The following is a 19,151-nucleotide window of genomic DNA, read 5'->3' as shown; positions in this document are numbered from 1 at the left end:
GACGAGTGACGAGTGATGGGTGGCGGGGGATGGGGGGATGCCCGTCGTCCGAAGCCCGGCCGATCCGGATCCCGATCGCTGAACCTTTCGCCCCCTCGTCTTCCAATCCTTGATCCTTCGATCCCCAGAAGGGTTTCTTGTCAGCAAATAGGATTAATATATTTGAAATCACGTCCAAATTTCTTGTCTCCCTCCCGACTCTCGGGTTGACATTCGTCCCGCCGGCATTGCAGTTTTTGGGGACCGTGAGCGGCGGCACTTTTGGTCTGTTCCATCTTTTCACCCTTATGAGCAAGGAGGGCTTCCATGAAACGAGGCGTGCTGACGGCGGTTCTGGTGTTTGCGGCGGCGATGGCCGTGGTCTTCTCGCCGGTTTGGGCGGCCGACTACAAGGCTGAGTACAAGATGAGCATCGTGGTGGGGCCCAAGGGGCCGTGGGGGGAAGGCGCGCAAATGTTCGCCGACCTGGTGCGGGAAAGAACCAACGGGCGCATCAACATCAAGTGCTACTTCGCCGGACAGCTTTTCGCCGGCAAACAGACCAACGAATTTCTGCTCATGCGCCAGGGCGTCATCGACTTTGCCTTGGCCTCCACCATCAACTGGTCTCCCCAGGTCCCGTCCCTCAATCTCTTCGCCCTTCCCTTCTTCTTCGAAGATTATGAACAGCTGGACGCCGTGAAGAACGGGGCCCCCGGCCAGGAACTCTTCCGCCAGATCGAGGAGAAGGGCGTGGTGGGCCTGGCATGGGGCGAAAACGGCTTCCGGGAACTCACCAACCGGAAACAGGCCGTGGATTCCCCCGATGATCTGGAAGGCCTCAAGGTGCGCGTGGTGGGATCGCCCATCTTCATCGACACCTTCCGGGCCCTGGGCGCCAACCCCATCAACATGAACTGGGGAGAGGCTCAGACGGCCTTCCAGCAGGGCACCGTGGACGGCCAGGAAAACCCGGTCAATGCGGTGATCATCCCCTACCAGCTCTGGCAGGTGCACAAGTACATCAGCATCTGGCACTACGCCATCGACCCGCTCATCCTGGGCGTGAGCAAGAAGACTTGGGATTCCTTCTCGCCGGAAGACCAGGCCATCCTGAAACAGGCGGCAGCGGACGCCTGCGCCTGGGAGGTGGCCCAGGCCAGAAAGGGCCTGGAGGGAGACATGCCGGCGCTTCAGACCCTTCGCGATAACGGCATGGAAGTGACGGTCTTCACGCCGGAGATCCGTGCGGCCTTCCGGGAAAAGACGCGATCCGTCTACGACGAATGGCGAAAGAAGATCGGTGAGGACCTGGTGGCCCAGGCCGAAAAGATCCTGGGACGCTGAACCGGTTGGAGCCTCCCGTGAATCGACGTGTGTTTTCCTGGCTGTGGAATCATTTTGAAGAGGCCGCCTGCGCGCTCCTTCTCCTGGTGATGGCGCTCATCGCCTTTGCCAACGTGACGATCCGCTACCTCACCAACTACTCCTTCGCCTTCACGGAGGAGGTGGAGGTGAGCGCGCTTGTGTACCTCACCCTCTTTGGAGGCGCCGCCGCGTTCCGGCGGGGCCTCCACCTGGGCCTCCATTTCGTCTACGTCCGGCTGCCCCCGCCTGCTCGACGGGTCGTGCTGGTGCTTTCCCTGGCCCTGGTCCTCTTTGTCTTCGGCACCCTCGCCTACTACGGCATCTTCCAGATCCGGGACGAAATGGACCTGGAGACCTTGTCCGAAGCGTTGGAGGTGCCCCAGTGGATCTACACCCTGGCGGTTCCCCTGGGCAGCGTGCTCATCGCGGTGCGGGCCGTGGAGAGAACGGTGCAGTTGTGGGCGCAGCAAGAGATGAAAGGTAAAAGGTAAAAGGTTAAAGGCGAAAGGTAAAAGGGGAAAGGGGAAAGGCGAAAGGTAAAAGGGGAAAGGGGAAAAGGGAAGGAGGCGGCCTGTGCCTCCCGCACCAGCAGGACTTCGTACCCGGCTCAATGCCCCGGGGTCCCGCTCTTTTCGCCTCGAACCTTTCTCCTGAAACCTTTGGCCTTTTACCTTGGACCTTTACCCTTTAGCCTTTAGCCTTTGACCTTTAGCCTTTGACCTTTAGCCTTTGGCCTTTAACCTTTCCCCTCGTTCCCGATCCCTGAGGTGACTCTTTCATGGATGCGGCGTTCTGGCTCTTTTTCCTCTTTCTCGTGCTGCTCTTTTTCGGCATCCCCATCGCGGTGGCCATCGGCGGGGTGGCCATCTTCATGATCTGGCAGTTCGACCTGGGCATCCAGGTGATTTCGTCCAACTTCTATGCCGGCATTGCCAAGTATCCGCTGCTCGCCATTCCGTTCTTCATCCTGGCCGGCATGATCCTGGAGCGGTGCGGGGTTTCCCAGCGGCTGGTGAACCTGGCGAGCCTCCTGGTGGGATCCATCCCCGGAGGGCTGGCCATCGTGGCCATTCTGGTCTGCGTCTTCTTCGGCGGCGTGAGCGGATCGGGGCCGGCGGACGCCGCGGCCATGGGCGCCGTGCTCATTCCGGCCATGGCCCGCAAGAACTACGACAGGGAATTCAGCGCCGCCCTCATCGCCGCGGGCGGATCCACCGCCATCGTGGTGCCTCCCAGCATCGCCTTCATCCTCTATGGGGTGATCACCACCACGTCGGTTCCGGCCCTGTTCGCCGCGGGGGTCTTCCCGGGCATCCTGGCGGGCCTTTCCCTCATCCTACCGGCCTATTGGATCAGCAAACGCCGGGGCTATATGGGCGAGGAACGGGGGGACCTTCGGAAAATTTGGGCGGCCTTCAAGGACGCGTTCTGGGGGCTCATGGCTCCCCTGGTCATCCTGGGGGGCATCTACGGCGGGATCTTCACCGCCACGGAAGCGGCCATCGTGGCGGTCTTCTACGGCCTTCTTCTCGGTTTCGGCATCTACCGCACCCTGGACCTCAGGACCTTCTACCGGATCCTGGTGGATGCGGCCCTCTCCTCGGCGGTGGTCCTTCTGATCGTGGCCCTGGCGGGCCTCTACAGCTGGGCGGGCGCCACGCTGGGCGTCATGGAACGGATCGCCGGCGCGCTGCTCACCCTTTCCGACAACCCGTGGGTGGTGCTGGCCCTGGTGAACGTGCTCATCCTGCTGGCCGGCATGCTCCTGGACGCCATCTCCATCTACTACGTCTTCCTGCCGATCCTGTTGCCCATCGTGGCCCACTTCGGCTGGGATCCCCTCTGGTTCGGCGTGGTTATGACCCTGAACCTGGCCATCGGCCAGTTCACACCGCCCGTGGCCGTGAACCTCTACGTGACCACCAACCTGGCGGGCATCCCCCTGGAAAAGACGTCGGCGGCCACCCTGCCGTTCATCGCCGCCATGGCGATGGCTCTCATCCTGGTGATCCTCTTCCCGTCCCTGAGCCTCTACCTGCCAAAGCTGTGGGGGCTCTACTGATCGGTTCCGTCACCACCCGCGGCCGAAGTAGAAATGCCACCAGATGGGCGGGTATCGGTCATAGTAGTAGGGATCCCGAACCACCAGAGGTTCTTCCGGCCACAGGTGCAGTTCCAGCACATCCAGCACGGGGTAGGTGTAGGGAACCTGTCCCACCCGGCGGGTTTCGGAGCCCGCCACGGTTCCCGCCACCGTGACGAGCCGGTCCGGGGCGTAGAGGGCCGTATCGAGAAATCGCTTGTCCCGGGCCAGAAAGCGGCCTCCGGAACGCGTGAAGTCGCTGGGCTTCCCCTGCCGGTCCGCCGGAAGCTCCAGGATCTCCAAGACCGTCCCGTCGGCCCGATTTTCGCCGGAAAGAATCCGCCCGCTCCAGATGACCACCTTTCCGCGGTAAAAATCCGGATTCTTTCGGACTTCCGACACGGCGAGATCCCATTGCGCCTGCCGGCGGATGTCCGGGGAGACCACGTGGGCGCATCCCCCCAGAAGCAGCGTCAGCCCTACAATAGCCGCCCATCTGAACTTTTCCATGGCCCCTTCCTTTCATTCCACGGTGCACGACGGGGCGTGGCGGGCCAGGATCTCGGCCACGCTGGTCAATTCCAGGAACCACTGGCCGCGGGGCCTGCCCGTCTCCAAGTCCATCTCCTCCAGGGCCTCCCGAAACGGGACCGCCTCCACTCCCCGGCCCCGAAGCCCCAGAGCCACCGCCTCCGCGCGCCCCTGCTCCAGCAAAAGGCTCATCTCCCGGGCCGCGGCCGATCCCATGCGGCAGGCCAGAATACGGTCGAAGGCCGTGGGGGCGCCGCCCCGCTGCAGGTGGCCCAGGATCGCCGTCCGAACCTGGTAGAGCCCTCGGCTTTCCTCCTCCAGGAGCCGCGCGATGAAATCCGTGGTGTAGTGGCGGGACGCGTTTTCGTTTCTCAGGAAGATCACCATGCGTTTCCCGCACCGGAAACTTTCCTGCAGGGCCGCCACGTCCCGGTTGAGTTCCGCCAGGCAGATGCCCTTTTCCGGAAGGTAGGCCTTCTCGGCCCCCGACGCCAGAGCCCCCGCCAGCGCCAGGAATCCCGACTGGCGCCCCATGACCTCCACCACAAACGCCCGGCGGTTAGCCCCGGCCGTGTGGCGGATCTTGTCGATGGCCTGCACGATGTTGTTGAGCGCCGTGTCGCAGCCGATGGTGAACTCCGTGCACGGCAGGTTGTTGTCGATGGTGGCGGGGACGAGGACCATGGGAAGGGCCAGCTCGGGAAGGGACTCCGCCGCCGCCGCGAGCCGGGCCGCGTTGAGGTAAGTGCCCAGGCCCCCGATGGCGATGAGGCCCCGGATGTTGCGCTCCCGGATGTTTTGCGCCATCCGTTCCAGATCCCGGCCGTTCACGTCGTGGCGGGCCGTTCCCAGTTCGGAACCCGGCCGGTTCACCCAGGACGTGAGCTCGTTCCATTCCAGCTCCTGGAAGTCCCCGGCGATGAGGCCCCGGAAGGCGTCCCGGACGCCCACGACGGCGTAGCCTTCGTTCAGAAGGCATCGGGCCGCGATGCTCACCGCCGTGTTCATCCCCGGCGCGTCGGCCCCGCCGGTGAGGATCGCCACACAGCCATCCCCTTTGGGGGAGGAAGCGGGTTCGATGCGGGTGAGGGTCTTGACGAGCTCCAGGGTCCTGGCAAAACTTTCACCGCGGAGCTTTTGGGCTTCCCGATAGTTCCCCTGGTCGATGTGGCTGCCCACGGCCCGGCTCTTTTCCACCACCTCGGAAAGGGGCGTGGCGGTCACCCGGTTCTTCTGGAGCCCCAGCATGTGGCAGAGGGGCTCCTCGCTCGCGCTCAGGAGCAGGTCCACCGCCGCCACGCCCAGCCGGGTGGCCAGGATGCGGTCGAAAGCGGAAGGCGGCCCGCCCCGCTGCACATGCCCCAGGACGGTCACCCGCACGTCGATACCCAATCGTTCGGCCAGGATCTTTTTCAGTTCTTCCGTGCGGATGGGCAGGCCGTCCGGGTGGCGGGCCCCCTCGGCCACCACCACCATCTGGTGGGGCCGACCGATAGCCCGGGCCCGCTCGATGGCCCGGCTCATCTTCTGATGCCACCGGAGATCCAGCTCCTCCTCGGGCACCAGCACCCAGGACGCGCCGCCTCCCAGAGCGCCCATGAGGGCCAGGTAGCCGCAATGGCGTCCCATGGTCTCCACGATGAAGGTCCGCTGGTGGGAAGCGGCCGTGGAGGTGAGATCGTCGATGGCGTGCACGATGTGGTTCAGGGCCGTGTCGGCCCCGATGGACATGTCGGTTCCGTAGAGGTCGTTGTCGATGGATCCGGGAAGGCCCACCACGTGGAGGCGATCCGGCATCCGTGCGCACACGTCTTCGGACGCCTGCCGCCGCAGCTCGGCGCAGTGCGTCACCCACTCTTCGGCCAGCACCCGGGCGCCCATGAGCGACCCGTCGCCTCCGATCACCACCAGCGCCTGGACGCCCCGCCGGCACAGGTTCTCCACGGCCTTCCGTCGTCCCTCCACCGTTCGGAACCGTTCGGAACGGGCCGTTCCCAGGAAGGTGCCGCCCCGGGGGAGAATGCCGCCCACGTCGTTCCAGCCCAAAGGACGGATGGCATCGCCTCCGGAGACCAGACCTTCGTAGCCGTTGTGAATGCCGTAGACCTCCAAACCGCAGTCCAGAGCCCGCCGCACCACGGCGCGCACCCCGGCGTTCATCCCGGGTGCGTCCCCTCCGCTCGTCATCACCGCCACGGTTCGAACCATCGTCTCTTCCCCCGTCCTGATCTCCACCTATCCACTTGGACCCAACGCCCTTCGCCGTTAAGATACGCATATCCCCCCGGCCCTTTCCCGGCAATGGGTTTCCAGGGCCGGGACCAAGGCCGGGTCAGGCCGATGCATCCCTCCGGCACACCGTCACACCCTTGGAAGCTATCGGCTTGCCCCGGGAGATTTCAAGAGGAGGAATCCGTTCATGGCAGCCTTTCGTCACGGCAAGATCTGGCCGCCCTATCCCACGGGAAAGGGCGGTCGCTGTTTGGAGAGCCATCTTTTCGAATCCATCTGCTCGGAAAAACGCGGCGTCAATCCCAAGACCCTGGAAGCGGTGATCACCCTGGCAGTGGAGATCGCCCGGGAAGGGCGGGAAGGCCGCAAGGTGGGGACGCTCTTCGTGGTCTCCGACTCCCAAGAGGTCTTGAAGCGTTCCCGGTCCCTCATCCTGGATCCCCTTTTCGGCCATCCGGACGAGGTGAAATCCGTCGAGGACCCGGACATGCGGGAGACGGTCAAGGAACTGGCCCAACTGGACGGCGCCTTCATCGTCTCCGATGACGGGGTGGTGCTTTCCGCCTGCCGGTATATCAGTGCTTCCGCCGAAGGCGTTTCCCTTCCCCTGGGCCTGGGGAGCCGGCACATGGCCGCCGCTTCCATCACCCACCAGACCCGGGCGGTGGCCGTGGTGGTTTCCGAAAGCTCCATCGTGCGCGTCTTCGACGACGGAGAGCTCATCAGCGAGATTCTTCCCGAGATCTGGCTCTTCAGCCGCTTCAGCCTGCACCTCACCGGCCCCGTTTCAGAGGAAACGGAAGCCGACGTCATGGTGGTGAGCAAGAAGGAAGATTAATCGCTTATCGTAGGAGGGAAAGAGATGAAAAAGTTTGGTGGTCGGGGCGGGCGGATTTGAACCGCCGACCCCCTGCTCCCAAGGCAGGTGCGCTGACCAGGCTGCGCTACGCCCCGACACTGGAGAAAATGCCACCGGATCGGCCTTGGTCCGTATCACAGCATCCCCCAAAAAGCAAGATGAATCCAGGGTTCACGGCTCCTGCCCCCGGCTCCCAACCCTTCACAACCCCGTCGCGGACAATCCCCCCGGCCCCCCTTTGAGCAGAGGAAAGCCGCATCCCCGTCACCCGTGACTCGTCACCCGTTACGAAAACGATTCACGGGTCCCGTCCATCTTTTGCCTTGACCAGCCTCCGGCCTTTTCGCTAGCATGCGCGGCTATTGAATGGTGCTTCACTCAAAGGCCTCTCGGAATCCTTCGAGGGGCTTTTTGTACTCGTTCTGGTGTGGACAACGCAGATTCCCCTCGGATGTCGGCTTCATGCGCCGCCCTGGCCAAGGTGCCCGGCCGCCGCGGGGGGCAACGCGAGAAGAGGTGGCCCATGGAAGCACAGCAGATTCTGAAGCCGTTCGTGGAAGTGAGTCGGGCCCTGTGTGACGGCGCGGACAGCCGGAGCGTCATGAATCTCATCGCCCGTCGTCTCACGGAAGTACTGGGATTCAAGGGCGTGGTGGTCAAGGTCTACGATGCCGACAGAAGGCGCCTGGAGCTCTTTTCCAGCTACGGGCTCACCGAGAACTTCCTCTTTTCCAAACCCGCCCCGGGAAGCGTTTGCGCCGCCGTGCCCCCCAAGGTGGTCCAGATCGAAGACGTGGGCGCATCGGACAATCCCGACTACGAGGCCATGATGGTGGAAGGGATTCGGGCGGCCGCCATCATCCCCGTGGAGGTGGAGCAGCAGCCTCTGGGCATGGTGGTTCTCTTCTCACCGGAACCCCGGACCCTGACCAAGGAGGAGCTTCAATTCGCCGAAGCCCTCTGCAGCCGGGGTTTTCTCTCCATTTCCTGGGAACGGAGGGTGGAGGGCCTCATCGAACGGGAGCGCCACTACCTGAAAAACTTCCAGGAGATCGCCCAAGCCATCAACTCCACACTCACCATCAACAAGGTGCTGCAGCTGGTGGTCACCAAGATCACGGAGGTCATGGGGGTGCTCGGCACGTCGGTGCGCCTCCTGGACAACAAGACCAACACCCTGTACCTGGCTCAAGCCCATGGCCTGAGTGAGCGTTTTCTCAACAAGGGCCCGGTGGACGCCCAGAAGAGCATCGCCGAAAACATGGCCGGGCGGATCGTGGTGATCGAGGACGTCTACACGGATCCGCGGATCCAGTACCGGGCGGAAGTGATCGAGGAAGGGATCCGCAAGATCCTATCCATCCCCCTTCAGGTGCGGGGCAAGGTCATCGGGGTGCTTCGCATCTTCACGGGAGACCGGGAGCCTTTCCACGATTTGGAAATCCAGTTCGCCGCGGCCGTGGCTCAGCAGTGCGCCATGGCCATCGAGAACGCCCGCATGTACCAGAGGGTGAAATACGAATACCAGCAGCTCCTGATCGATTTCGGCTACGAAGGCAGCAGCAGCTGAAGCATCTCCAGTTCCCGACGAGCGACACATCGGAATCGGACGCGCCATGAAAAACGGTCAGAATCTCCTTCGCATCCAGGAAAGCCGCGACGCCGGATTTGTAGAGCGAGTGGAACGTGAAAGCGGGCAACGGGTGTCCCAGTGTTACCAGTGCGGCAACTGCAGCGCCAGCTGCGCCTACACCCACGTCTATGATTTTCCCGCCAACCAGATCATGCGTCTGATCCAGCTGGGTCAGAAGGACGTGATCCTCCGGTCCCGTTCCATCTGGCTGTGCGCCCAATGCCAGGCGTGCACCACCCGGTGTCCGTGCAACATCGACGTGGCCCGGGTCATGGAAACCCTCAGGGTCCTGGCCGTGGAGGCCGGCGCCGTCACCCAGAAAGACATCCAGCTCTTTTACGACGAATTTCTGAAGTCCGTGGCCGCCTTCGGCCGCGTGTTCGAAACGGGGCTTCTTGCCTCCTACAACATGAAATCCGGAAAACCCATGACCGACGCGGACCTGGCCCCCCAGGTGCTCCGCAAGGGGAAGCTGGCCTTGTTGCCCCACCGCATCCGGGGCCGAAAGGAAGTGGCCGCCATCGTTCGCCGGTTCATGGACGGAGCCCCGGAACGCGGGTAGAGCACACCGGCGGCAGCGTGACACGGAAAACCGCCCTTGCCCACGGCTCCGACGCCGACGGAGCCCGTGACGGTGGGCATCTTGGCGGACCGTGCGTCGATTTATGGTCGGAGCCCATCGGAAAGTCTCCGGGAAAAGTGGAATGAAAGCGAAGCCGATGAAGAGAACCATCGCCTATTATCCGGGTTGTTCGCTGGAAGGACTGGCCGAGGAATACGATCGTTCCACCCGGGCCGTGTGCCGGGCCCTGGGCCTGGAGCTGGTGGAGATTCCCGACTGGAACTGTTGCGGGTCCACGCCGGCCCATTCCTACAACCCCCTGCTGTCGGCGGCCCTGGCCGGACGGAACCTGGCCCTGGCCGAGGAAGCCGGCCTGGACACCGTCATGACTCCCTGCCCCGGGTGCCTCAAGGCGCTCAAGGGGGCGCTCCACAAACAGGGTGAAGACCCGAATGGCTTCCAGGACGCTCTGGGGCGCCCCTTCGAGGGCAAGGTTCGGGCCGTGTCCGTGTTGCAGCTCCTGGCGGAAAGGATCGGCCCGGAGGCCCTCCGGAAGGCCGTGCGGCGCCCCTTCCGGGATGCGCCCGTCGCGCCCTATTACGGCTGCCTGCTCACCCGGCCGGCGGCCTTCGCCCAATTCGACGATCCGGAAAACCCCGTGTCCATGGATCGGATCCTGGAGGCCATCGGGTGTGCGGTCCCGGACTTTCCCTTCAAGACGGAATGCTGCGGCGCCACCTACGGAGTCACCCGCAATCCCATCGTGACGCGCCTTACCGGGCGGATCCTGGACATGGCCGTCCGCGCGGGGGCGGCGGCCGTGGCCGTGGCCTGCCCTCTGTGCCAACAGAACCTGGACCTTCGTCAGGCCCAGGTGGAAAAGGCCGCCGGCAGGCGCTTTCGCCTTCCCGTGGTCTACATCACCCAGCTGGTGGGGCTGGCCCTGGGGCTCACCCCGGAAGAAGTGGGACTGGACAAGCTCTTCGTCTCCCCGGAATCGCTCATCATGAACCTGGATGCGGAATCGGAAACCGCCGACTCGCTTTCCAACGCGGGCTGAGGACTGAGATCATGCGCATCGGTGTTTTTGTCTGTCAGTGTGGAACCAACATCGCCGGCACCGTGGACACCCGGGCTGTGGCCCAGCGGGCCCTGGACTATCCCGACGTGGTCTTCGCCACCGACTACATGTACACCTGCTCGGAACCCGGCCAGCAGGAAATCCAGAACGCCATCGCCGAACACCGCCTCCAGGGCGTGGTGGTGGCCGCCTGTTCGCCCCGCATGCACGAACCCACGTTCCGACGGGCCGTGGAAAAGGCGGGACTCAACCGCTACATGTTCGAGATGGCCAACATCCGGGAGCATGTTTCCTGGATCGGCCAGGACCGGGCCGCCAACACCCTGAAGGCCATGGAGCTGGTGCGCATGGCCGTGGAAAAGCTCCGCCGAAACGAGCCCCTTTTCGCCTCGGAAGTCCCCATCAACAAGCGGGTGCTGGTGATCGGCGGCGGCGTGGCCGGCATCCAGGCGGCGCTCGACTGCGCCGACGCGGGCCTGGACGTGGTGCTGGTGGAACGGGAACAGTCCATCGGCGGCAAGATGGCCAAGCTGGACAAGACCTTTCCCACCATCGACTGCTCCTCGTGCATCCTGGGCCCCAAGATGGTGGACGTGGCCCAGAAGGAAAACATCACCCTGCACGCCTACAGCGAGGTGGAATCCGTGAGCGGCTACATCGGCAACTTCACGGTAAAGATCCGGAAGAAGGCCACCTACGTGGACTGGGACGCCTGCACGGGATGCGGTCTTTGCATGGAAAAGTGCCCGTCCAAGAAGACCGTGGACCGCTTCAACGAGGCGCTGGGAGTCACCACGGCCATTCAGATCCCCTTTCCGCAGGCCATTCCCAAGAAGGCCCGGATCCAGAAGGACGCCTGTCGGTACTTCACGACCGGGAAGTGCAAGGTCTGCCAGAAGATCTGTCCCACGGGCGCCGTCCACTACGACATGGAAGACCGGGAGGTGGTGGAGGAGGTGGGCGCCATCATCGTGGCCACGGGCTACGACCTCTTCGACCCCGCGCCTTACGGTGAGTACGGAGCGGGCCGCTATCCGGACGTGATCACGGGGATCCAGTTCGAGCGAATCCTGAGCGCCTCGGGCCCCTTCGGCGGCCACGTGAAGCGCCCTTCGGACGGAAAGGAACCCAAGGACATCGTCTTCGTGGCCTGCGTGGGATCCCGGGACAAATCGGTGGACCGGCCCTACTGCTCCGGCATCTGCTGCATGTACATCGCCAAGCAGGCCATCCTGGCCCGGGACCACCTGCCGGGCGTCAATTGTTACGTCTTCTACATGGACATCCGGTCCCCCGGCAAAAACTACGACGAATTCGTGCGGCGGGCCATCGAAGAGTACGGCGTGCAATACATCCGGGGCCGAGTGGGCAAGATCTATCCCAACGGCGACCGGATGGTGGTCCAGGGGGCCGATACGCTCCTGGGGGCCCAGGTGGAGGTGGAAGCGGACCTGGTGGTGCTGGCCACCGGCGTGGAATCGTCCCGGGGCGCCAAGGAACTGGCCGAAAAGCTCCGGATTTCCTACGACCAGTACGGCTTTTACATGGAAAGCCACCCCAAGCTGCGCCCGGTGGAAACCAACACGGCGGGGGTTTATCTGGCGGGAGCCTGTCAGGGGCCCAAGGACATCCCCGCTTCGGTGGCCCAGGGAAGCGCCGCGGCGGCAAAGGTCCTGGCCCTCTTCGCCCGGGACACCATCGCCACCGACCCGCAGGTGGCCGGCGTTCTGGAAAGCGCGTGCATCGGCTGCGGCAAGTGCCTGAGCGTGTGTCCCTTCGGGGCCATCCAGTGGAAGACCCTTCGCGACGGAAGCCGGAAGGCGGACGTGCTGGAGACCGTCTGCCAGGGCTGCGGCCTGTGCAACGCCACCTGTCCTCCCAAGGCCATCCAGCTCCGGCACTTCACCGACGACCAGATCCTGGCCGAGCTGGACGCCCTGTGCGCGTGAGGAACGTGAGGCGTCAGGCGTGAGGCGTGGTGGCCGGGGGATTCCCGGCTTAGTCACGGACGGGGCGAGGTTTCATAAACTGAAAACCGATGGCTGAGAGCTGACAGCTGAGAGCTGAGAGCTCATTCCACGAGGCGGTGAGCGTGAGCGAAAAGAACGAGAGACAACTTCGCATTGTGGGATTTCTTTGCAACTGGTGTTCCTACGGCGGTGCGGACACGGCCGGAGTGTGCCGTTTCAAGCAGCCGCCGCTCCTTCGCATCATCCGCATCCCGTGCACGGGCCGCATGGACCCGCTTTTCGTCGTCAAGGCCCTGGCCCAGGGGGCCGACGGGGTTCTGGTTTCGGGCTGCCATCCCAAGGACTGCCACTACGCCGTGGGCAACTTCTACGCCCGGCGCCGGCTGGAGCTCGTCAAGCGCTTCTTGCCCTTCGTGGGCCTGGATCCCCGGCGTTTTCACTACACCTGGGTGTCGGCGTCCGAAGGGCAGCGCTGGCAGGAGGTGGTGACGGAATTTTCCGCGGTGATCCAGGAGCTGGGACCCAACCCGGGCATCGGTGCCGATACTCCAATGGAAACAGCGGGACAGGCGGCTTCCGCCTTTGCGTGAACACGGGACACACAGCAGGGAACCAATCCGAGGAACCTATGGACACATTGCACGCACACCTGGAGGCCCTCTTCGACGACCTGGAACTGGTGATCGGCTGGGAGACCGGCTATGAGCCGCTGCGGCCGACCCCCGCTTTTCTAAGAAGCCGGGAAGATCTTTCCCGACTCGTTTGGAATCCCCTGTGCGCCCCCAACCTTTCCGTGTACCTGCCCGGAATCCTCAAGGACGCCAAGGAAACGGGCAAGAAGATCGGCGTCTGCCTCAAGGGCTGCGACTCCCGTTCCCTGGGCGCCCTGGTCCAGGAAGGCTTTGTGGAAAGGGAACGGCTGTACGTGGTGGGACTGCCGTGCCCGGGAACCGTGGATCCGGAGGCCCTGGCGGAAGCGAGGAAGAGTTCGGCTCCGGTCACCCATGTCTCCTTCCGGGACGGCCTTCTGGCGATCACGTCCCGTGACGGTACGGAAGAGATCGAGCTGGAGCGGGTGCTGGCCCGGCGCTGCCGCCGATGCCGCCATCCCAATCCGCTCCACGCCGATGTGATCTTGGGCGATCCGGTGCCCCCCCGCCGCACGGAACCCTCCTTTTCGGATGTGGACGCCGTGGAGGCCATGTCCCTGGAAGAGCGGCGGGCCTACTGGGAAGAGGAATTGAGCCGCTGCCTTCGCTGCTATGCCTGCCGAAACGCCTGCCCCCTGTGCGTCTGTCGGGACCGGTGCCTGGCCGAATCGCGCACCCCCAAATGGACCACCCAGCGGGACGGGGTGCGGGACAAATTCCTCTTCCACATGATCCACGCCCTGCACCTGGCCGGCCGGTGCACCGAATGCGGAGAGTGCGAGCGGGTGTGCCCTGTGGGCATCCCCGTGGCCCTCTTCAAGGAAAAGATGGCCCGGATCGCTCTGGAGCTGTGGGACTACCAAGCGGGGACGGATCCGGCGGCCACGCCGCCCTTGCAAACCTTCGACCCGTCCGAGACGGGAATCTGAATTTCGAGAGTTAAGCACATGGAACAGGCCTTTTTTCTCGCAGATGCGGAACTTCAGGAAGCTCTGGCGGGTCTGAGCGCCCAGGCGGATGTGTGGGTGCCCGCCTCCGACGCCCGAAAGCCCGGACTGGTGCGGTTCCGGCGCTTTCAGCCCGGGCTCACCGTCCGGCTGGATGCCCGCAGCCTGGTGTCGGCCAAGGAAGTCCTCTTTCCCCGGTCGGAAACCCTGCTTCGCTTCACCAAAGAAAAGGACCTTTCGGTTCCCGCCGGCCACCGCATCCATTTGGACGACGCCCGTACCGTCCGCCCGGTCGTGGTCTTCGGCTGCCGGCCTTGCGACGCCCGCGGCTTTCTCACCTTCGACCCGGTCTTTACCAAAGGGCCCTACCGGGATCCCTACTATTCGGAACGGAGAGAAAAGACCACCTTCGTTTCCCTGGTCTGCCGGGACGCGGACGCGGCCTGCTTCTGTTCCGCCGTGGGAAGCGGCCCCGCGGACCCGGAAGGAAGCGACGCCCAGCTCATACCCGTGGACGGCGGCTACGTGCTGCGGCCCGTCACCGAACGGGGCGCCGCCCTGCTGGAGCCGATCGGCCGCACGGCGGCACCGGAACAGATCCGGGAAGCACAGGACGTGCTGGACCAGGTCGGCCGGGAAACCGTGGGGGAGGGCTCTCTCACGACCCTGGCCGAGGCATTCCGGGCCCGTTTCCAAGACCCCGCTTTCTGGCACGCCCACATCGACAAGTGCCTCAGTTGCGGCCTGTGCACGTTCGTTTGTCCCACATGCTACTGCTTCACCATCACCGACGAAGCCCGGGGCCTCAACGGGGAGCGCATCCGGTCCTGGGATGCGTGCATGTTCCCTCACTTCACCCTGGAAGCCAGCGGACACAACCCGCGCCCGTCCAAGGTGGAGCGCTACCGGAACCGGGTGGGGCACAAGTTCAGCTACTTTCCCGCCAGGTACGGTCAGGTGGCCTGCTGCGGCTGCGGCCGGTGCGTCCGGCACTGCCCCGTGTCGGTGGATATCCGTGCGGTGGTCCGCGATCTACCCGCCCAGGAGGAGGCTCATGCCTAAAGTGGTTACGAATGACAATCCCTATCTGCCGCACATGGGCACCATCCGGGAAATCATTCAGGAAACGCCCAACATCAAGACCTTTCGGATCGTGCTGGACGACCCCGAAGAGATGGCGGCCTTCCGGTTCGAACCCGGCCAGGTGGGGCAGCTGTCCGTCTTCGGAGTGGGAGAATCCACCTTCGTCATCAATTCGCCGCCCACCCGCCGCGAATACCTGCAGTTCAGCGTCATGAAGACGGGCGAGGTGACCCGGGCCCTGCACCGCCTCAGCGAAGGAGATCCCATCGGCGTCCGCGCTCCTTTGGGCAACAGCTTCCCCGTGGACGAGCTCAAAGGCAAGGACATCCTCTTCGTGGGCGGCGGCATCGGCATGGCGCCGCTGCGGACTCTGCTGCTCACCATGGCGGACCGGCGTGAGGAATTCGGGGACATCACGGTGATCTACGGCGCCCGGTCGCCTCAGGACCTTTGCTACCGGTACGAATTCGACGAATGGAAGGCCGCCGGAGTGAACCTCATCCTGACCGTGGACCGCGAGTTCCCCGGCTGGGAGGAACGGGTGGGGTTTGTGCCCACCGTCTTGGCGGAAGAGGCGCCGAGCCCGTTCAACCGGGTGGCCATCACCTGCGGCCCGCCCATCATGATCAAGTTCGTCCTGGCGGGTCTCAAGGAACTGGGCTACGAAGACGACCAGATCCTCACCACCCTGGAACGGCGCATGAAGTGCGGGATCGGGCTGTGCGGCCGGTGCAACATCGGAGACACCTACGTGTGCGTGGACGGTCCGGTCTTTTCCAACACGCAGCTGCGCCGGATGGTCTCCGAGCTGTAGGGGCGAAGGGGCCGGACCGTTTATTTTGCCGGTTATTTTGATGGAATTATCGGGACACCTCGGACGGGCCTGATTGCATCATGTTCTGCGCGGCGCGGACGAGAAATGCGGATCGGGACATGCCCCGCTTCCTGGCTTCGGCGTCAATCCGCCTGAGCGTCGTTTCCGGAACGGTAATATTGATCCGGACCGTTCGTGGACGGCTATCGGGAGCTTCAATGACCAGGAAGGCCACGGCATCCGCAAAATCGGGATCGGCTGCAACCTCTTCGAGCTTTGACGGAACGGGCAATCTGCCCCCATCCTCCAGTATGCCATGGACATGGAGACGGAGCGCCTCCTGAGCCCTGTCCTTGGCCTCGTCCATGTCCTTCCCCGCCGTAATACAGCCGGGAAAGTCTGGAAAGGACACCCCGAAGTCACTGTCGGGATCTTTGTGAACGACGGCAATGTAGTGTGCCATGGCCTCACCTCAACTGAATTTGATTCCCGATTGGCGTTCGATGCTTCTCAGAGTGCCGACGGGAATGTCTTTCTTGACGAACAGGGCGACATGCGGCAGGCGCTGAGCGCCGGCCCCGCAGGCCTGAAGGGCTGATCACACGAGAAGGGGCCGCCTGTCTGGCATTTTCGAGCGGTCAGGACCGGCTCAGGGATTCCGTTTCTTCGGGGAGGCGCTGGGCGGCCTTCATCTGGCACAGGGCCTTCTGGGCGGCGTCCAGCAGATCATGGGCCCGCTCCATGGCCCCGGTGAGGCTGGCCACGCCGATGCGAGGACGGATGAGAATGGCGGTGCGCTCGCGGCGGAAGGGCGAACGCCGGATCAGATCGAAAAGGCGGTCCCGAAGCACCAGCGCTTCCTCCTCGTCCGCATACGGACACACTACCAGGAACTCCACGCTGCCGTAGCGCCCGATAAAGCCTTCGCCGTCCGGAAAGGTGGAGCGCAGGAGTTCCCCCACGTGGCGCAGCACCGGATCCACCATGTCCTGATGCCCGAAGGCCTCGTCCACGAAGTCCAGGTCCACGGCCAGCAGGGACAGGGCCGTTCCTTTCCGCCTGGCCCTCCGGAATTCCCGCTCCAGAACGGAATGAATCTGGAAGAAATTGAGCAGCCCGGTGGCCTCGTCCCGGTCGGAAAGCTCCTTGACCCTTTCGTAGGCCAGGCAGTTTTCCATGCAGAGCGCCACCTTGTGGCCCATCTGTTCCAGCAGCTCCGTGCCGTCTCCGGGCCGGTAGTGATCGGGATCGCGGCTGGCCAGAAGCAGCAATCCGAAAAAAAGATCGTGGATGCGAAGCGGAACCAGAGCCGCGGATCCCACGGGCGGAAAATCCTCGGGAAGGGTCAGGATGGAACCCACGGCCTTCCCGTCCAGAAGTCGCGGGGCTTGGATTTCGTCCAGAGGGTTTTGCGAACCGTCGTGGGCAGCGCAGGCCAGAACGCACGCCCCTTCCCCGGCCCAGAACGTCCTGGCCCCGTTCCCGTTGGCCAACTGGGGGAAGAACCGCTCCAGCACGTCCGGATGTGCCACCGCCAGAGCCACTCCGTCCAGGTCGAAGCGCCGCCGGATTTCTTCCAGAAGCTGCGAAGCCAGAAGATCGAATTCTCTGGTGCGGAAAAGCACCTTTTCGATTTCCACCATGTGGCGCCAGATGGCTTCGTTGGCCGCCGCCGTGCGAACCACCGTCTCCAGTTCCCGCCGCAGCGCCTTGTTCTCCCGGATCAGCTCCGCCAGCGACATCCGCTCCCTGGGTGTCTTATCCGTCACGACGCACTCGCTCCCTTTCCCTCGGATGATTCGATCCGTTCCCGAGCCTCCGCCACGGCCCGTTCCACAGCCTCTTCCGGCGACTCCACGATCCGGGCCCCCGGAACCTCACACGGCGGATGAATGCAAAAGACCGGCTTTCCGGCTTTGAGGGCCAGGGCGATCTCGGAGAGCGTCCCGTAGCCGCCGTAGACCGACACCACGGCATCCGCCGTCTGCACGATCACGGCGTTTCGCGCCTGGCCCATGTTGGTGGCGATGGGATAATCGATGAAAGGATTGGCCTGGGATGTGTCGGGACCGGGCAGAACCCCAAGTGTGACGCCGCCCGCCTGCTTGGCCCCCCGGGCGGCCGCTTCCATCACCCCGCCCAGCCCGCCGCAGATGAGCACGGCTCCCGATCGTGCCACGGCCCGCCCCACCCGCCGCGCTGTGTCCCGCGCAGCTTCGGAGGCTTTTCCGGCTCCCACCACGGCCACGATCGGACGACGCACCTACTCCTCCCAGCCCCACTTGCCCACGAGATCCACGAAACGGCATCCGCCCAGATGGCTCTTCCGAATCCCTTCCGGAACACGCTCCACCAGAACCAGCTCCTGGGTGAGCCGATCTCCCACGGGCACGATCAACCGCCCTCCCATGGCCAACTGATCCACCAGGGGCTGGGGCACTTGGGGCGCTCCGGCGGAAACCAGGATGGCGTCGAAGGGGGCCTCTTCGGGCCACCCCACCGTCCCGTCGCCCACCTTGAGCACCACGTTCCGGTATCCCAGCTGTTCCAGGGTCTTGCGTGCCCGGTGCAGCAGGCTCGGAAGCCGCTCGATGCTGAAGACCGTATCGGCCAGCTCGGCCAGAATCGCCGTCTGGTATCCGGACCCGGTGCCGATCTCCAACACTCTTTCCGTCCCTTGAAGCTGAAGGGCTTCCGTCATGAGGGCCACGATGTAGGGCTGGCTGATGGTCTGCTTGTCGCCGATGGGCAGCGGATGGTCGGCGTAGGCCTGGCTCTGGAGCGCTTCACTCACGAAGAGATGGCGGGGCACCTTTCGCATGGCGGCAAGAACCCGCGGATCGTGGATTCCCCGCGGAATCAGCTGGGTCTCGACCATCCGGTCGCGTGCTTTCTGAAAATTGTGCGTCATGATCTCGTGATCTGTCGATTGTCCAGAGGTGAAAGAAGTCGCACTCAGCGAGGCTCGTTCGGCCTGACTTTTCCATCGAAAAAGCACCCTACCCCATAGAACTATCCGAGAACATTGTCAATTCCTTTTTCCAACCCCAAGACGACGGAGGCTCCCATCATTGTCAATGGCCAATTATTTTGACCCTTTTTTGGACAACAATTTTGACCCACTTGGGACGAAAAAATCAGCCTTGTCGTTTCTGTCTCAGTCGATAGCTTTCCCCTCCCATGATGAAGATGTGTGAATGGTGAATGAGGCGGTCCACGATGGGCACAACGACGTTGTCGTCATGGAAGAACTCGCCCCAGGCGGTAAACTCCTTGTTGGTGGTGATGATCACGGAACGGTATTCGTAAAGGGCGTTGACCAGCTGAAAGAGGTTGTAGCGTGCCTGCCGGCTCATGGG

General features: G+C 63.7%; 19 protein-coding genes and 1 tRNA gene. 12 read left to right on the top strand and 8 right to left on the bottom strand.

The window, feature by feature from the left end; translation table 11 throughout:
* Positions 1-306: 306 nt before the first annotated feature.
* The 3 genes from BUB04_RS14205 to BUB04_RS14195 all read left to right on the top strand — a co-directional run bounded on the left by BUB04_RS14205 (position 307) and on the right by BUB04_RS14195 (position 3,409).
* Positions 307-1,326: a DctP family TRAP transporter solute-binding subunit gene (locus tag BUB04_RS14205; RefSeq protein WP_073040644.1), complete on the top strand. Its 1,020-nt coding sequence runs from the start codon at positions 307-309 to the stop codon at positions 1,324-1,326.
* Between the two features lie 17 nt (positions 1,327-1,343).
* A complete protein-coding gene (locus BUB04_RS14200; protein WP_218588475.1) occupies positions 1,344-1,838 on the top strand; it encodes a TRAP transporter small permease in 495 nt (164 codons plus the stop codon).
* 287 nt (positions 1,839-2,125) lie between these two features.
* On the top strand, positions 2,126-3,409 hold the full coding sequence (locus tag BUB04_RS14195; protein WP_073040642.1) for a TRAP transporter large permease: 1,284 nt from the start codon (positions 2,126-2,128) through the stop codon (positions 3,407-3,409).
* Between the two features lie 9 nt (positions 3,410-3,418).
* On the opposite strand, the gene BUB04_RS14190 is transcribed toward BUB04_RS14195, so the two are convergent.
* Complete coding sequence (locus BUB04_RS14190; RefSeq protein ID WP_073040640.1) at positions 3,419-3,940, bottom strand: Slp family lipoprotein; 522 nt, start codon at positions 3,938-3,940, stop codon at positions 3,419-3,421.
* 12 nt (positions 3,941-3,952) lie between these two features.
* Positions 3,953-6,169, bottom strand: coding sequence for a 6-phosphofructokinase (locus tag BUB04_RS14185; RefSeq protein ID WP_073040638.1), 2,217 nt, complete (start codon positions 6,167-6,169; stop codon positions 3,953-3,955).
* 211 nt (positions 6,170-6,380) lie between these two features.
* Between BUB04_RS14185 and BUB04_RS14180 the strand changes: the two genes are divergently transcribed.
* The gene (locus BUB04_RS14180; RefSeq protein ID WP_084076510.1) at positions 6,381-7,031 is read left to right on the top strand and encodes a DNA integrity scanning protein DisA nucleotide-binding domain protein; all 651 of its coding nucleotides are present in this window, start codon (positions 6,381-6,383) and stop codon (positions 7,029-7,031) included.
* Between the two features lie 38 nt (positions 7,032-7,069).
* Here BUB04_RS14180 and BUB04_RS14175 read toward each other — a convergent pair.
* Positions 7,070-7,147: transfer RNA gene (locus BUB04_RS14175), tRNA-Pro, on the bottom strand.
* 428 nt (positions 7,148-7,575) lie between these two features.
* Between BUB04_RS14175 and BUB04_RS18830 the strand changes: the two genes are divergently transcribed.
* The 8 genes from BUB04_RS18830 (at position 7,576) to BUB04_RS14130 (ending at position 15,792) form a co-directional block, all read left to right on the top strand.
* On the top strand, positions 7,576-8,622 hold the full coding sequence (locus BUB04_RS18830; protein WP_178372000.1) for a GAF domain-containing protein: 1,047 nt from the start codon (positions 7,576-7,578) through the stop codon (positions 8,620-8,622).
* Positions 8,623-8,668: 46 nt separating this feature from the next.
* Positions 8,669-9,247: a 4Fe-4S dicluster domain-containing protein gene (locus BUB04_RS14160; protein ID WP_073040636.1), complete on the top strand. Its 579-nt coding sequence runs from the start codon at positions 8,669-8,671 to the stop codon at positions 9,245-9,247.
* Between the two features lie 142 nt (positions 9,248-9,389).
* Positions 9,390-10,307, top strand: a complete 918-nt coding sequence (locus tag BUB04_RS14155) for a CoB--CoM heterodisulfide reductase iron-sulfur subunit B family protein (protein ID WP_218588473.1) — start codon at positions 9,390-9,392, stop codon at positions 10,305-10,307.
* Positions 10,308-10,318: 11 nt separating this feature from the next.
* A complete protein-coding gene (locus BUB04_RS14150; RefSeq protein WP_073040633.1) occupies positions 10,319-12,277 on the top strand; it encodes a CoB--CoM heterodisulfide reductase iron-sulfur subunit A family protein in 1,959 nt (652 codons plus the stop codon).
* A gap of 143 nt (positions 12,278-12,420) precedes the next feature.
* The gene (locus BUB04_RS14145) at positions 12,421-12,888 is read left to right on the top strand and encodes a hydrogenase iron-sulfur subunit (RefSeq protein ID WP_073040631.1); all 468 of its coding nucleotides are present in this window, start codon (positions 12,421-12,423) and stop codon (positions 12,886-12,888) included.
* Between the two features lie 38 nt (positions 12,889-12,926).
* Positions 12,927-13,877, top strand: coding sequence for a Coenzyme F420 hydrogenase/dehydrogenase, beta subunit C-terminal domain (locus tag BUB04_RS14140; RefSeq protein WP_073040629.1), 951 nt, complete (start codon positions 12,927-12,929; stop codon positions 13,875-13,877).
* Between the two features lie 18 nt (positions 13,878-13,895).
* Positions 13,896-14,957, top strand: a complete 1,062-nt coding sequence (locus BUB04_RS14135) for a 4Fe-4S dicluster domain-containing protein (RefSeq protein ID WP_073040627.1) — start codon at positions 13,896-13,898, stop codon at positions 14,955-14,957.
* A complete protein-coding gene (locus BUB04_RS14130; RefSeq protein WP_073040625.1) occupies positions 14,950-15,792 on the top strand; it encodes an FAD/NAD(P)-binding protein in 843 nt (280 codons plus the stop codon). Before BUB04_RS14135 ends, BUB04_RS14130 begins: the two co-directional genes overlap by 8 nt.
* 46 nt (positions 15,793-15,838) lie before the next feature.
* Here BUB04_RS14130 and BUB04_RS14125 read toward each other — a convergent pair whose 3' ends face one another.
* The 5 genes from BUB04_RS14125 to BUB04_RS14105 all read right to left on the bottom strand — a co-directional run.
* The gene (locus tag BUB04_RS14125) at positions 15,839-16,255 is read right to left on the bottom strand and encodes a type II toxin-antitoxin system HicB family antitoxin (protein ID WP_073040623.1); all 417 of its coding nucleotides are present in this window, start codon (positions 16,253-16,255) and stop codon (positions 15,839-15,841) included.
* A 175-nt stretch (positions 16,256-16,430) separates the two neighbouring features.
* Positions 16,431-17,561 carry a DUF484 family protein gene (locus tag BUB04_RS14120; protein ID WP_143156501.1) on the bottom strand — a complete coding sequence of 377 codons (1,131 nt, stop codon included), beginning with the start codon at positions 17,559-17,561 and terminating at the stop codon, positions 16,431-16,433.
* Positions 17,558-18,055: a TIGR00725 family protein gene (locus BUB04_RS14115; protein ID WP_073040619.1), complete on the bottom strand. Its 498-nt coding sequence runs from the start codon at positions 18,053-18,055 to the stop codon at positions 17,558-17,560. The genes BUB04_RS14120 and BUB04_RS14115 overlap by 4 nt, the downstream gene beginning before the upstream one ends.
* Positions 18,056-18,703 carry a protein-L-isoaspartate(D-aspartate) O-methyltransferase gene (locus BUB04_RS14110; protein ID WP_073040617.1) on the bottom strand — a complete coding sequence of 216 codons (648 nt, stop codon included), beginning with the start codon at positions 18,701-18,703 and terminating at the stop codon, positions 18,056-18,058.
* A gap of 226 nt (positions 18,704-18,929) precedes the next feature.
* On the bottom strand, positions 18,930-19,151 hold a 222-nt coding region (locus BUB04_RS14105; RefSeq protein WP_178371999.1), incomplete at its 5' end, for an ATP-binding protein.

Source organism: Desulfacinum infernum DSM 9756, from assembly GCF_900129305.1.
GTDB classification, from domain to species: Bacteria; Desulfobacterota; Syntrophobacteria; order Syntrophobacterales; family DSM-9756; genus Desulfacinum; species Desulfacinum infernum.
Note: the sequence above shows the minus strand (reverse complement) of the source record. Positions and strands in the feature narration are given on the sequence as shown.